Below are 14,624 nucleotides of genomic sequence, written 5' to 3'. Positions count from 1 at the left end.
TGTTAGGCCTCCCAAAGGACCGACCCTAAAAACCTCAGTTCGACCTTTATAGACAAAACTCTCATGCAGCAACCGCAAGTTATTTTTCTCGATGCTGTGGGTACTCTTTTTGGAGTAAAAGGCAGTGTCGGAGCAATTTATAGCCAAATAGCGGCGGATTTTGGGGTAGAGGTGGCGGCCGAGAGTCTAGAACAGTCTTTCTCGGCTATTTTCCCCACTTCTCCCCCCCTAGCTTTTCCTGAGGTTGAACCAGCACAAATTCCTGAGTTAGAGTATCGCTGGTGGCGATCGCTGACTGGGGCAGTTTTTGATAATTTAGGTTATCTGGAACGATTTCCCGATTTTGAGGCTTTTTTTGGCGAACTTTACCGTCATTTTGCCACGGCCGAGCCTTGGGTGCTGTACGAGGATGTCATTCCCGCTTTAAGACTCTGGCAGATTCAGGGGATCGAGTTGGGCATTATTTCTAATTTTGATAGTCGTATCTACCAAGTTTTGGCCGAATTAGGCTTAGAATATTTTTTTCGATCGATCACGATTTCTTCTCAGGTAGGAGCAGCTAAACCCGATGCTGAAATTTTTCAAATTGCCCTGCAAAAACATGATTGTCCTCCTGCACAAGCTTGGCATATTGGCGATAGTAAAAAAGAGGACTACCAAGGGGCAAAAGCCTTGGGTATAGAAGCATTTTTAATTAAAAGATAAAAGCGAGGAAAAGTCTTTCAGTGGGAATAGGGGATAGGGAGGAAACACATATCCCCTATTCCAAAATATCTCAACACTTTTTGATGTGGAGGTGTTAGACCGATTCCTCTAATGAAATGGCAGTCGCTTCTGACTGTTCGGCGTTAGGATCCGTCTCTTTGGGGGCGGTCACTTTTACCAAAGCATGACGCAAAACCTGTTCTCCGAGAGTGTATCCTCGCACTAACTGCTCCACCACCGTGCCTTCGGGATATTCATCAGTGTATTCCCGCATCATCGCTTCGTGGTAGGTGGGATCAAAGGGTTGACCTTCCGGACGCATGGGGGAAACGCCTAAACGCTTGAGACTCTCTACTAAGATTTTATAGACCCCTTGGTAACTCCTGTGAATAGCCGTTTCGCCATCATTAGCCGGTTTAATTTGAGTACGGGCGCGCTCAAAATTATCCACCACCCCAAGAATTTCCATCAGGGTTTTGCCCTTGATTTTTGTTTCCAGTTCCTCTTTTTCTTTGCCTGTGCGTTTGCGAAAATTGTCGAACTCGGCTGCTAGACTGATATAGCGTTTCTTATAGGCATCAACCTGTTGGGTTTGCTCCTCTAACTGCTGCTTGAGAGTGTCAATTTCCTCTTGTAGATCGATAGTCATCGCACTCAGAAGAGAAAATTCGTCGCTGTCAGGGATTTCGTCCGTCACCGTTTCGGCCTCATCGGTGACGCTCGCTTCTGATTCGGGTGCCAGGGATTCGGGGGAATTAGGAAAGGATTCTTGGTTTTCGTCGAAAATTGCTGAGTTATCTGGTTCTGCACTCATCATAGTATGTACTTTTAGGTTTAAATCTGGCGATATATGGCCGTTCACAGCTAATTTTGGCCTTTAAGTACCAGTTAATAATCAAGGTTCAACATTTAGTGTAACATTTTGTGGAGAATATCCCTAACTAAATAGGGCTGGCTGCATAACGAGGAAAAAACCCGGGTAACCCGGGTTGCACTAGCTTGGATTGTGTATAGCCCACTGATAAAGCAGTGGAAAACTTGAATAAATGTAAGAAAATCAAATTAATTTAATGAACTACCCCGCAAGTTAAGGGGCAAGAAGCATAAACAGCTTGATGAGAGGTTTTTACCTCACCGTGTAACCAGTGTAACCAGCTAACTTCGTGGGGATGAACACCTTTTGCTGTTAATAAAGCGGCACTAATTAGGATAGCTAAAATATTGATACCAATAATCATCCCCGCAACTAAAAGCACGGAACTAATCGGTAAAACTGACTGTAAGATAATCGCAGACAATGATCCCACTGTCATCATTAATACTACTAAAGGAAATCCCACTACTAATAAACAGACAGTGAGGACGAAACTCCAGAGGAGAAAGCTTTTTAGCATTGCTAAAGAAACGTAGCCCCAATTATTTCTTGCGGTTAATTGCATCTTCCTGACCTCTTACAAACTTGGTGGTCTAACTTTTCTGCACGTCGGCTCAAAGTTGATGAGAACCAGTATAGGGAAAACACCGAAGAAGATGAGCTATTCGCAATATAAATTTACAATCATCGCTGATTATCTATGTTATGTGTATCGAACTATTACAAGAATCGGTCAGAGGGATCGAAAAGTTTACAATCGGTTTCTCTTGATCCCCAATGGAATTGCCTGCTGAAATCCTTGATCCCCGTCGATAATCTTTTCTTGTCTACCTGCCGTCAGATTTTTCCTCGTCTTTTTGTAACAAATATTTACAATTACCTCTAGATTTCTCAGGAAATAGGTGGACGGGAGTGCCAGGGTGCCACAGTTGGGAGTGGGAAGTGGCAAGGGGTTATCTATTCTTGTTTAGACGTAATAACCTCCATCGGTCTGAGTAATTTATCCTCGATGGTAAATCCCTGCCTGACTATTTTTGTGATCGTCTGTTCTGCCAAATCCTGGCGTATTTCTCGCTCGACCACCTGACAGATAGTAAAATCTGGCTGATCAGCGGACAGTTCTATTTTCAGTACCTGACGTTTTTCTAGAATACTTAATAATTTTGTCTGTACAGTTTTTAAAGATTTCGGTAATCTTTTCCAGACTCGCTCATCTGGTTCGGGTCGATCTTCTAAAAAACCTAATAACGATTCGAGGGTATCAAACACCTCTAATAGTTCTAAAAAAATCTGTTCTTGTTCCGATCGATTGTTCTCTCCTTGCTGCCGTAAAGCTTGTTTTAAATTTGCCTCCTCTTTGAATAAATTTGTTATTTGGCTTAATAATTTATTTTTATTTTCTTGGCTAATTTTGTAATTATTCATCCTTATTCCTCCCCAAAATTCAGGTCTTTTAGTATCGATGAAGCCAGTTCACCAGCGACTTTTTTTAAGTCGTCTTGATCGTAATTATTAATATCATCCATGCTATTTAAGATTTCTAAAGATGGTAAAGGTTTAGACAATTCCGAGACAGAGATGTTTTTCAAGCGTTGAACGAGAGGGAGATGAGGACGTAAATAATCGGCCACCATCCTATCTTGAGGATTCATTAATATCTTACGCGCTTTAGCTATACTATCCATAGAATAGCTACGTCGTTTCATAGCCAGACCAAAAGCTTTAGTGATTTCGGCAGTGGAAGCGGCGGGGGAAATTTCTAGAATATCGTAAGGATTACTATCTAAATTATCGTACATTCATCTAACTCCTATTAAATAAGATTAAATAGTTGATATACTTCTCGAAACTCTGGATCTTCGGGGCATAATTCGTAAGCAAATCTAACAAGTTCTATCAGTAATTCTGGGGGAAATTTTTGAGAATTTTCTAGTAAAAGAGTGAGACAGAGTTGGGCTGTGATGTGACGGAGTTTTTGCGATCTCGATCGTTTCGCCTTTTCGATCGCCTCGTAAAATTGATTGCGATCCATCAATCGCCTTACCTCCCTTGCGTCTTTTCTAAAAATAATCTCCTCGATCAATTCATTGAGTGTGGCATGATTGTAATCTATCTGTTTTAATTTCTCCAGTTCGCTTAAAGCTTTAGACTCGTCTATCTTTTGCTCATCCAATCTCCCGACTATCTCCAAGGCTTGATCTCGGACGTAATACATTTTCGAGTTAGGGGTTTGTACTAACTCGTACCAATTTCTATTCATCCTTAATAGATTCTCGAAACCCTCAATCTCCTCCTGTAATTCTAGGTAAAGTCGATCGATCTCCTCAATCCATTCTGGGTGATTTTTAAGGGCTGTTTTCGCCTCTTTTAAAGGATTCTCGGCTTTTTGCCACTGTTTCTGTTGTAGATAATGACAACCTTGATAGAATGATACAAAAGTATTAGCTATTTGTTCGAGAGTAGATTGGCAGGTTAGGGGTTTTAACGCCACCCCGCGAACCCGATCCCCCTGCAAACAGGCAGCCACAGATTCCCCCCAACGAGTATAGAGAGTCGCCCAGAATTGATCGGGCAGTTTAACAGTATTTCTATCGGGGTGAGTCCGATACAACCCGGGTAGGATGGTTAACCCGTTGATATGGATTCCCTGCTTTGGATTATCCCGTAATAACCCTAGGGCGACAGTATCGCGACGGTAAAGATCACGAAGTTGCAGGTAGTAATTTAGGTCTTCTTTGGTTCGATCGATCAGCGCCTCAAGTATTCGGGTTAATTGTGCCTCTAAGTCCCGTATATCAACGTCATCGATAACTTTCCAAACGATATTCCTGATACTGGTGTTGAGATTTAAATTCGCCGTAGCGGATAACCAGACGGGTATTAATTTCTCTAGGGTAGCGGGATTTTCCACTGATCGATAATAAAGGGCGATTGCCAAATTGTGCAATGATTCCAGATTGCGTTTTTTTTCCCATTCCCTCTCAGCGTTGATAACGATTTTTTCTCGATCCTTAGATCGCCATAATTGCTGGTCTATTCTGGGAAGAATATGACTATATAAATTATAGATAACTTGAGGATCATCACCGAATTTTTGTAAAAATACCTCGCTTTTCGATCGGGCTAATTCTAGGTTTTCTTCTTGAATTAGTTCCTGTATTTCTTTCTGTAGGGTTAATTTTTCCCTTTGGCTATATCGGGTGAGTAGATCTATCTGTTCTTGAATTTCTGGTCGATCAATCTTTTTCCATTCCCGACGCGCTTTCCTCCATTCCTGTAATCTCGCATAACCGTAACCCCGGAAGTAGATCGATTCCGTATCTTCGATTCCCTCTAATTGTTCTATTCCCTCCCGATAGTTCCCCGCTTTAATATTGGTTATGCCTAATCGCCGATTTATATCGATTAATTCCGGTGTTATAAGTAGGGCTTTTCGATAGTTATCTATCGCCTTGTTTAGATCGCCGTTTTTTTCGCCAGCCACTCCCTGTTCAAAATAATTGAAGGCGATCGTTATCTGTTCTACCTTAGTTAATAGGTTTTTAACGTCCAGTCGCTGGAAATCTGCTAGGGTCTGATTTATTAACTCTCTCGATTGTTTTAGTTCTCCCTGTCGGGCCAATTCCTGAGCTTTTTTCAGTCTTACTTGACAGATATTTTCTTTTTCTACCTCTAATTTACATTTCTGAATTTCTAAACCGATTCGGTGATGGGAATAAAGAGCTTGTGCCCTTTCCAGTACCTCTAAAGCCTTCTTAAAATATCCCCGATTTCCCAACTCCTTACCCTGTTTAAAAAAATCTAAAAATTCTTTTCTTCTTTCTAATTCTTTTTCAATATTTTTTTCTACAGATCTTAACTTGGGATTATTAATTAATTTGTTAGCCTCTTGGTAGAATTTTAAAGCCTCCGATAACTTGCCTATCTCGAAAGGGTTTCCCGTATCATCAGCCTGTAATTTTCTCCCTTGATAGGCTAGTTCTCTGCTTTTTTTTATTTGTTCTATTCCTCTATAAAAAACGAATAAAATCAAAACAAATGTAGTGATAGAAAAATAATTGATAAAATTCTGATCTAAAGCCAGCCAATTTTTGAGGACAAAGAGGATAAATATAATGACAATTCCGCCACCCAAGCCAGTTAATATTTCTAATTGTCTTGACGAATAGTTATTGTCCTTATTAGGAGGAAACCCTAAAAAAACAGCCTTTAAACTAATGGCGAGAAAAAAAGCTAAAACAAATCCAATAGCATAGCCCAAGAAAACTAACATAATATTCCTACGGGGTAAAATTAACAGGATTTATCGGAGTTGGGAATAAATAACTTTTCACCGACATCGAGAGAATCGGGCCGATCTAGCAAAAAGGGATTAGCCTCAAGTATGGGAGATAATAGAGACTCATTCCCGTAAAAACGTTGAGCGATACGAGATAGGGAATCACCCGATCGAACCCGATAGTTAAACCCATCCACGCAGACAGTTTTAGTCAGCTGCTTCGATGGCGGGATCAGTTCCCCAACAGGAGGGATAACGGGACTAGATTCGGTGACAGGGAGTAGGGAACGGGGGAATAGATTAGAAGCGATAGCACCCAGAAAAATCCCCGAAATTAACAGTAAAAGAGCCAATCCCAGTAATAAGCCGCGGCGGTTAGTTGCAGTCGGATTATCGACAACGGGGGATAGTTCCATTAAAAGACGTAGAGAGGATAAATCCGTCTCGCAATTGGGGCAAACACTCCCCTCCACGTTCGATCGTTGACAAACGGGACAATTAATTTTACTCATAATTAAAATCGGGTTAATCCAGTGGCCACATTGCCTGTGGGTAATTCGATCTCGCAATTCTGACGAACTTCTGGTAATAATCGCTGTAATTCTCGTTCCGCCGTTTCTTGATCCCCCGCTTGCAAAGCGGTGATCACCGCACCGAATTTTCTCGCCATACTATCGGCGCTGGCTTGATTTACCACTCCAGTACGGGTGATGACCGTACGACACAATAGCAGCAGCAGCAACAATTCGGGGAAATTTTTCCTCTCCTGTAGTGCTGTTTCGTTTAATCGCTGTATAGCCGAAAGATTACTATTATTGATAGCTTTATTTAAATCTTCGATCAGTTGCTCGATGCGTGCCTGTTGTTCTTCCGGAACCAGAATCTGACAGTATTTTAAAACGAAGTCGAACTCGGAGATCAGGATTTGACCCTGACTACTATCCTCGCAGGAGTAAGTTTTTAATTCCCGTAATTTTTCCCGGGCCACCTTGACCCGATCTTGCCGCGATTTTCCATCCTCTCCGCGGATTTGATTGGCCGCCCGCACTATTTCCCCAGCTATTTGATAGACGTATTTGGCCCCAACCGTGGTTAATAACTCCTTACTGTTCATCTCCTCGATACTTTCTTCTACCTGTCGCGAGATATCCTCGTCCTCACCGCCACGGGAAAAATCGGAACTCACTTTCAGCGAGGGGTCATTTTTTAAACTTGCCACCATCGATAGAGAATTATTCTGTTCGTCTAGGGAAACGGCTACTAATATTTCTGTACCCTTCGGATAGGGTCGATCGAGGGCTAACCACATTTCGCCGATTTTCTCGTCGCATTTTTCCCCGGTGCTTTTTTCACGCACCCGATCGGGACTATAAAATTTAAAATGGATCAGACTCTGATCATCCGCTTCGGTTTTAAAAGTGCAGGTGGTTTTAACGGGTAATATATCCCCCTGTCTGATGATCGGCTCTTGGCTGCCGTCGGCCAAATGGATACAGTAATCACGGGATACTGTCATCACCTTCTCTGTTAAACCAGCAGCCACGATCGCTGCTCCCTCTGCTACTGCATACATCGGCCGTCGGTGAACTACCACCTTCTCGGAACCGAAAACTTTTTTAACTTCCTCTTGCACGAAAGGAATCTGGGAGGAACCCCCCACCAATAACACCACATCGATCAGATCTTCGGGATAGTCGGAATACCGGATCGCTTCTTGACAGATGGCGATCGTTGTCTCCACTAGAGGCCGGATTATCTCTTCAAATTCACTCCTCTTAATCGTCACGTTAATGTGGATCGCCATACCTATCTCATCGATCAGCGGGGTTGCCGGGATAATGGTGGCACTTTCAGCACTACTTAAATCTATCTTTGCTCTCTCTACGGCACTCTTGAAATCCCCTAAAAATCTTACCCTTTGATGATGGGCCATCGCGGCGATCAGAGCGTCCACATCCTCTAGATCTTCTTCTTGTGCCACTTTTTCCTTGACAAATTGCATTAACTGTGCATCTATGTCATCTCCCCCTAACCAGAGATCCCCAGCTTTCCCCGATTCTATAAATTGATTTCCGGCGGTGGTGATTAAAGAAGAATCGAATGTCCCGCCACCGAAATCGTACACCAGTATGGTTTTTACCTCCTCCGAATCCGGTTTATAACCGTAGGAAATTGCCGCCGCGGCTGGTTCCGAGAGCAACTCCCGGGGGATGATACCTGCCCGTTTTGCCGCCATCTGGGTGGCGTAACGCTGTTTATCGTTAAAATAGGCGGGAATAGTGATCACAGCTTCCTGTATCCGGCTTTTCTGGCCGTTAGCCGCCTGATAATTCTGGGCATTAGCTACTACTTTTTTTAAAATCTCGGCCGATATGTCTTCCGGTTCGTATTCCTTGCCCCCTAACCATACCGATAGACTATCCTCCGTACCCCCGCTCGAGCGAGTGACTTTATAGCTTAAACGGGCTATTTGTTCCTGAACGGTAGTATCGCTAAAACTTCTACCCATCAAACGCTTGATCGACATGATTACGTTTTCTGGGGTCGCCCTGATCTGTCTGTAGGCTTCTTCTCCAACGAGCAGCCCCTCTCCGGCTAGGGAGACGATCGATCGGGTTAATTTTCTCTCTGGAGGCGAGTTATCTGCAGCGGTCACTACCTCCACCCCCGCAAATTTGAATGCCGCCACGGAATTTGTTGTACCCAAATCTATCCCGACAATATTACCCATCGGATACCTTCATCTTCTTTAAGGATTGCTCTTATTATACCCATGATTACTCTATTTATTAAAGGAAATACTATCTATAGTTAATAGATTTTATTCTATATATATTAACCAATGTACATATAGTTTATTTTTTGCAAACTTTCTTGGTTTTTTTGCCGCATTTATCAACAAGATTAAGCCGTTTTCTCACTCCCTCCTACATAAATCATTGCCCCTTGCCTCTTGCCCGACTCCTGATCGGCTTTTCTTTGTCACAGAATTGACATCCGGCTGTTATAGTCCTGACAAATGAGAGTTATATGCTGAAGTTAATCCAGCAAAGGAATAAATCATTTCCCCTAGTCCAGCTTTCCTCAAGCTGCCCACACAGGGTCTAGGGGAAGTTTATTTTTCTGTAGATTTTACCCGTTCTTTGCTCACCACAGGATCAAAATAAATACCTATCCCTGCGCCTTTACCTCCCATGAGGAAAACCGCTACCTGGCCGGAAAAGGAAAATTTTCTATAACTTGACAAGTTTTGAGGGCAGGGAAGACAGTCAGGCAGAATAACCTAAAAAGGTTTTTTGGGCGAAAATATAGTTTCTTGCCCTTCTATCTCCCTAAAAAAGCATTCTTAGCTCTGATGACGAGCATAGTCATCCTGAAAACGGACTATATCATCCTCTCCTAAATACTCCCCATTTTGCACTTCAATTAACACCAATTTGATCACTCCGGGGTTTTCCAGACGATGAGCGGTACACTGTGGCACATAGGTGGACTGATTGGCTCCGAGAATTTCCTCGTTATCTCCACAGGTGACTTTTGCCGTCCCCGAAACCACAATCCAGTGTTCACTGCGATGGTAGTGCATCTGTAAACTGAGACGATGACCCGGATCCACTTCAATTCGCTTGATTTTATAACCGGGACCTTCTTCTAGGGTGGTGAAGGAACCCCAGGGCCTAAATTCTGTTGCTGCCGATTCTACGGTCGAAATAAGCTGAAATGGTGCCACATCTTGGGATGCGATCATTATATTGTGTCTCCATTGCTAGGTTTGATCTTAGTCCAAGATAGCAGCAAAAACCCTGGATGGCATCTAAATCAGTGATCAGTAAACAGTGATCACTGATTTACTCTTCGTCGCTGTTGAGAATACGGGGAACGCGGAAATAATCCCCTTCTGGGGCTGGCGATTCCTGCACTAAGACCTCGTGATCAGGATAAAGTCTATTACTATCGGTGCGAGTAATATTTTGAATTTCGATCGCTCGCGTGGTGGGTGGCACATTTTCCGTATCTAATTCTGTTAACTGCTCGAAATAATCGAGTATTCCGCTTAATTGCAGCGCAAACTGTTCTTCTTCGCTGCTATTAATCTCTAAACGGGCTAAATGGGCGATTTTTTCAACTGTAGCTCGATCGATCATGGGGGAAATGGGGTGTGGGGTGTGGGGTGTGGAGAAGTGGGGTGTGGGGTGTGGGGTGTGGGGTGTGGGGAGAATAAAAAAAATAATCTCCTGTCTCCTAACTCCTGACTTCTCAATTTAGAAGAAAACATCAATTTCCGATCGCCCGGTGATTTTCAGCCAGTTTTGGGCTTCAATGTAGTTGTTGGGGGCTAATCGGATGGCTTGTTTCCAGTATTCTGCCGCTTTGTCGTAGAGTGCTTCTGCTTCGGCCTGTTGACCGTCTTCTCTGGCTTTTTCCCCTTGAAAATGGTAAATAACGGCGATATTATTCAAGGCGGAGGGCATTCTGGGATTAAGTTGGATAGCTTCTTCGTAGTATTCTAGAGCCTTTTCATGCTCGCCGTTACTAGCGTGGATAATACCGATATTGTAGAGGATATAACTGCGATCGTTAGGGTCTTCTTCTAATGTTAAAGCTTCATAGTAATTATCGAGGGCTTCGGCGTATTCACCATCAGCCTGGGCAGACATCCCATCGCGATAATAAACAAAAGCCTCCTTGGCTTTTTTATTGGCGGGCAGTATCTTTAAAATGATATCCGCCATGACGGTAAAAGATTTATCTATAAAATTATCGTTACGTTGAGTGCGTGGCATAGTTAGGACGGGTAAGCGCTCGAAATGACTATTTACTTTTATAGCACTAGCGAGAAACCCTATGGTTGTTTTTCTAATTTTTCTGGCCACGGTTTCGATTTAAGAGGGTGTTTGGTGTCCCACCAGCGAACATTATTTTCAAGCACAAAATTTTCCTCAACATCCCTATTCAGAAGCGATTCGACTGGCTGCAAATCCCCGGCAAGCGGCAACTATGGGGCGCACTAATTTTTATCCCTTGCGTCCCGATTGGGAAAATATCAAAGAGGAAATCATGTATCGAGGTGTATTAAGAAAGTTTACAATTCCTAGCAATATTCGCCAAATTATGCTAGGCACAGGCAACAGTTTATTAGTGGAAAATTCGGCGATCGATTATTATTGGGGCTGTGGTGCTGATGGTAGCGGCAAAAACCGTTTAGGCCATATTCTTATGGAAGTGAAGCAGGTTTTCCGGCTGATTGGCTAGGATAGAAACTGGCTATCATTGACAGGAATTAAGAGCATGAGACAGAAGCTGACGAGTTTTCTAGGATTAATCACTGTGGCATCTGTGCTGACGGGGCAACAAGCGATCGCATCTACTGTAACTCTAGAAGGAACTAATTGGAAATTGAGCCAGTGGACGGGAACGGAATTAGTAGAAGGTACGGAAATCAGTGCTGCTTTCACTGGGGGTAATTTAGCTGGTTCATCGGGGTGCAATCGCTATGTCACCCGTTACGAGAAGGAAGGAGATAATATGGCGGTACAGTCGGAAATTGCTTCAACCATGAAAGCTTGTCCGGAAGCTTGGATGAAACAGGAAGCGAGTTTTTTAGCAGCTTTAAAAGGTGTGCAGCAATATGGGATTACTAAAGAGGGAAAATTGCAGTTAGTTTATCGTCTGCCGGAAGGATTTGGTATCCTAACTTTTATGTCTGAAAACCTGAAAAAGTAAGAAAGTCAGAAGCCAGAAATCGGGTAGTGAAGAAATTCTGTCTTCTGCCTTCATAGCGGGCAATCTGCCTACTGATGAGATTCTAGATTCGTGGTTTTGCTATTGTCGCCATCCGAGAATAAATCATCGCTCAATAGATCATCAAGGGGCAGTTCTTGGTCAGAAGGCAGGGATTCTATATCTTCCATTTCTTTATCATCCCACATACTGAAGAAATCTAGTTCTTCTTGGCTGCTCAGAACAGAAGAACCATTTTTGCCGTTAGATTCAACTTCAGGGGTTTCTTCAGTAAAAGGATCGAATAATTCGGAGCTATTGCTGTCAGCAATATCGGCATTATCTAATAGTTCTTCTAGACTACTGATCGTTCTAGTTTCTTCCTCTAATTGTATAGCATTGAGAAATTCCATCTCAGCAGCGGATGTCTCCAAGTTAGAGAGCGCTTGTTCTTCGATGACGGCAGAATCTTCGACTATGGTCATTTCTGGAGAAACTAGGGTTTCTTCCCCAGCGTTTAAACCGTCAAATGTCTCCATTGCTGGGGCGAATTCTGGTTCTAGTTCCAGATGTCCTTCTAGGGTTTCAAAACCGCCAAACACCTCCATCTCAGGAGCAAATTCTGGCTCTAATACTACGGTTTCTTCAGTTACAAAACCATCGAAATTACTCGTTTCAGGAGCAAATTCTGGTTCGGAAACGGGCGTTTCTACCAGCAGCTCAGGAGTAAATTCTGGCTCTAACACTACGGTTTCTTCAGTGACAAAATCATCGAAATTACTCGTTTCAGGAGCGAATTCTGGTTCGGAAACTGGCGTTTCTACCAGCAGCTCAGGAGTAAATTCTGGCTCTAATACTACGGTTTCTTCAGTTACAAAATACTCAAAAGGACTCGTTTCAGGAGCGAATTCTGGTTCGGAAACGGGCGTTTCTACCAGCATTTCAGGAGTAAATTCTGGCTCTAATACTACGGTTTCTTCAGTTACAAAATCATCGAAATTACTCGTTTCACTTTCAGAAACGGGCGTTTCTACCATTGTTTCAAAGGGAAAATCATCCTCGACGATTTGAGGGGTGTGATCATTTTCTTCAATGGGCGATTCCGCCACCACTGGTGGGGGGGCGTTTTGTAGTTCTAACAGTTGGCTTTGATAACTCTGTTCTAGTTGTTGAATTTGCGACTGATAGCCATTTTCTAATTCTAGAATCTGCGCCTGTTGACTTTGACGCAGGGCTTCCATTTCTCCTTGCTTCGCCTCTATAATCTCTTGTATTTGACTTTGATAGCTTTGGTGCAGTTCCTCGATTTTAGCTTCGTATTCCTGTTGAAGTTGCTGAATTTGGGTTTTATAGGCAACTTCTATGGCTTGATCGGGAGTTGTGCTGGCGGCCTCTTGTAAACGCTCATCGAGTAGCTTTAACTGTCCTTTGCTGTCTTTTAACTCCGCTTCGGTTTGACCTAAAGCCGCCTTAGTCTCCTTATATTTTTGTAGTGCTTCCCTGATTTTTTCCTGTTGGAGGGCATATAAAGCCCCACCCCCGATCGCACCTCCACCGACAAACCCGATTAAAATCTCGACGATATTCATTATGGGATTCCTCCAATAAAAAAATTACTTCTAAGTATGCCAAATTTCACCAGATAATTAACAAGGGGACAAACGAGGTCTGTATTTTCGGCAATTGGGCCTAGCAACTCCTGCTCTCTATTCTGATTGTTTTTGATTGTGGCAGCAATTATCGGAAAAAAAAAAGAGAATATTCAGTTTTTTATCTGGAAATGTTGACCTCGATAGCATTTATCTTAATGGTGAGGTACAAATTTTCTGGTTTTAGATAACGCTGGAATAGAGAACATTAAATGGTCATCTAAAGACTGTGACCAGTCCTATTATACCTCATCTTTTTGAAAAATGCTGTCGGTGCTGTTCGGTGTTCGGGAAGACATTTCACTGAGGCTGCATTTCCTGATAGGCTTGATAAACGCCGCGCACGTTGTACCAATTGAGAAAAATGCGGGCAATTTCTAGGGCTAATTGCGGTTTACCTCGATCGATTAACCACTGCAACAGTGGGGAGAGGCTGCGTTCATTCAGGGTTCCTCCTAGGGAAAGTAAACCCCACAACAGTCGATGAATCCAAGTCATTTGAATCATCATCCGCACTTCCCAGCTGGGATGTTTTTGATAAAAAAGCACTCCCATTCGTCCCCGTTGAATTTCCTTATCGATGAGATTGGGAATTTGAGCGAGATTAAAGGGGGGATGCCAATGATAACCGACGGCTTCAGGACATTTGATTAATTTTAGTCCCAATTGCTTCAATCTCACCCCTAATTCCAAATCTTCCCAACCGTAGAGTTGAAACTGGGTGTCGAATAATCCCGCTGCTAATAACCATTTTTTAGCGATCGCCACGTTGCCCGTAGCAAAATAGGCAGCGGAGAAATCGGTGATTTTATAGGGTTCACTGCTGGGATGATCAAAGTTACAGGTATTAATGACATTGCCGTAGGTAAATAAGCGATCGCTGCCGAGACTGGCTGCCCCGGCGGTTAAAGCGTCGGCGTGGGCTTGCAAAAAATTTTCTGTCACTACCAGATCGCTATCGATAAAAATAATCGTATCACCACGGGCTTTTTCTACCCCCAGATTTCTAGCGATCGCTGGCCCACCGTGATCCTGTTGCCACAGTTGCAGATGGGGTAAATTAGCCTTTTGAGTTTCTAGCCAAGCGATCGTCCCATCGGTAGAGCCATCATCGACAAGGACTATTTCGTAGTTTTCCACCTTATTATCGGTTAAACGCTGATTTTCTAGGGCGATTAAACATTTTTTTAAAATTGCTTCGCGATTGTAGGTAGGGATGACAACACTGATCAGCACAGGCATTCGGGGGTCAAGATTACCGTTTCAGCTTAACAAATGATTAGACCTCTGGCAAAAATCAAAAATCTTCCTGCGGGAGGCAGGATTCAGGAGACTCCGAGACAGGATTCAGGAGTCAGGAGATTATTTTTATTTATTCTCCCCATCTCCCCCCGCA

General features: G+C 43.1%; 14 protein-coding genes and 1 pseudogene. 3 read left to right on the top strand and 12 right to left on the bottom strand.

Annotated elements, in window-relative coordinates; genetic code table 11:
• The first annotated feature begins 63 nt into the window (after positions 1-63).
• Positions 64-705 (top strand): HAD-IA family hydrolase, encoded by a 642-nt coding sequence (locus tag MiAbW_RS05520; RefSeq protein WP_151695267.1) that lies wholly within the window; start codon positions 64-66, stop codon positions 703-705.
• A gap of 94 nt (positions 706-799) precedes the next feature.
• Here MiAbW_RS05520 and grpE read toward each other — a convergent pair whose 3' ends face one another.
• The 10 genes from grpE to MiAbW_RS05465 all read right to left on the bottom strand — a co-directional run bounded on the left by grpE (position 800) and on the right by MiAbW_RS05465 (position 10,642).
• The gene (grpE, locus tag MiAbW_RS05515; RefSeq protein ID WP_151695351.1) at positions 800-1,519 is read right to left on the bottom strand and encodes a nucleotide exchange factor GrpE; all 720 of its coding nucleotides are present in this window, start codon (positions 1,517-1,519) and stop codon (positions 800-802) included.
• 253 nt (positions 1,520-1,772) lie between these two features.
• On the bottom strand, positions 1,773-2,144 hold the full coding sequence (locus tag MiAbW_RS05510) for a hypothetical protein (protein WP_045356016.1): 372 nt from the start codon (positions 2,142-2,144) through the stop codon (positions 1,773-1,775).
• A 392-nt stretch (positions 2,145-2,536) separates the two neighbouring features.
• Positions 2,537-3,004, bottom strand: a complete 468-nt coding sequence (locus MiAbW_RS05500) for a nucleotide exchange factor GrpE (RefSeq protein WP_151695265.1) — start codon at positions 3,002-3,004, stop codon at positions 2,537-2,539.
• Positions 3,005-3,006: 2 nt separating this feature from the next.
• The gene (locus tag MiAbW_RS05495) at positions 3,007-3,378 is read right to left on the bottom strand and encodes a molecular chaperone DnaJ (RefSeq protein ID WP_151695264.1); all 372 of its coding nucleotides are present in this window, start codon (positions 3,376-3,378) and stop codon (positions 3,007-3,009) included.
• Positions 3,379-3,392: 14 nt separating this feature from the next.
• On the bottom strand, positions 3,393-5,852 hold the full coding sequence (locus tag MiAbW_RS05490; protein ID WP_151695263.1) for a hypothetical protein: 2,460 nt from the start codon (positions 5,850-5,852) through the stop codon (positions 3,393-3,395).
• A 20-nt stretch (positions 5,853-5,872) separates the two neighbouring features.
• Positions 5,873-6,370 (bottom strand): LysM peptidoglycan-binding domain-containing protein, encoded by a 498-nt coding sequence (locus MiAbW_RS05485; protein ID WP_151695262.1) that lies wholly within the window; start codon positions 6,368-6,370, stop codon positions 5,873-5,875.
• Positions 6,371-6,372: 2 nt separating this feature from the next.
• A complete protein-coding gene (locus MiAbW_RS05480; protein ID WP_151695261.1) occupies positions 6,373-8,589 on the bottom strand; it encodes an Hsp70 family protein in 2,217 nt (738 codons plus the stop codon).
• Between the two features lie 615 nt (positions 8,590-9,204).
• Positions 9,205-9,606, bottom strand: a complete 402-nt coding sequence (locus MiAbW_RS05475; protein ID WP_151695260.1) for a phosphomannose isomerase type II C-terminal cupin domain — start codon at positions 9,604-9,606, stop codon at positions 9,205-9,207.
• A 100-nt stretch (positions 9,607-9,706) separates the two neighbouring features.
• Positions 9,707-10,003 carry an Asp-tRNA(Asn)/Glu-tRNA(Gln) amidotransferase subunit GatC gene (gatC, locus tag MiAbW_RS05470; protein WP_151695259.1) on the bottom strand — a complete coding sequence of 99 codons (297 nt, stop codon included), beginning with the start codon at positions 10,001-10,003 and terminating at the stop codon, positions 9,707-9,709.
• 117 nt (positions 10,004-10,120) lie between these two features.
• Positions 10,121-10,642: a photosystem I assembly protein Ycf3 gene (locus tag MiAbW_RS05465; RefSeq protein ID WP_002770118.1), complete on the bottom strand. Its 522-nt coding sequence runs from the start codon at positions 10,640-10,642 to the stop codon at positions 10,121-10,123.
• A 169-nt stretch (positions 10,643-10,811) separates the two neighbouring features.
• Here MiAbW_RS05465 and MiAbW_RS05460 point away from each other — a divergent pair.
• Both MiAbW_RS05460 and MiAbW_RS05455 read left to right on the top strand, forming a co-directional pair.
• Positions 10,812-11,111, top strand: a pseudogene (locus MiAbW_RS05460) (NADAR family protein); the annotation flags it as partial.
• A gap of 36 nt (positions 11,112-11,147) precedes the next feature.
• Positions 11,148-11,582 carry an META domain-containing protein gene (locus tag MiAbW_RS05455; RefSeq protein ID WP_151695258.1) on the top strand — a complete coding sequence of 145 codons (435 nt, stop codon included), beginning with the start codon at positions 11,148-11,150 and terminating at the stop codon, positions 11,580-11,582.
• Positions 11,583-11,650: 68 nt separating this feature from the next.
• Here the strand turns inward: MiAbW_RS05455 and MiAbW_RS05450 are convergent, their stop codons facing one another.
• Positions 11,651-13,168 (bottom strand): hypothetical protein, encoded by a 1,518-nt coding sequence (locus tag MiAbW_RS05450; RefSeq protein WP_151695257.1) that lies wholly within the window; start codon positions 13,166-13,168, stop codon positions 11,651-11,653.
• Between the two features lie 360 nt (positions 13,169-13,528).
• Positions 13,529-14,470, bottom strand: a complete 942-nt coding sequence (locus MiAbW_RS05445; protein WP_151695256.1) for a glycosyltransferase family 2 protein — start codon at positions 14,468-14,470, stop codon at positions 13,529-13,531.
• Positions 14,471-14,624: the final 154 nt, after the last annotated feature.

This window comes from Microcystis aeruginosa NIES-4325 (assembly GCF_008974145.1).
GTDB classification, from domain to species: domain Bacteria; phylum Cyanobacteriota; class Cyanobacteriia; order Cyanobacteriales; family Microcystaceae; genus Microcystis; species Microcystis aeruginosa_G.
The sequence above is the reverse complement of the archived record's forward strand: the minus strand, read 5'-3'. Positions and strand labels throughout refer to the sequence as shown.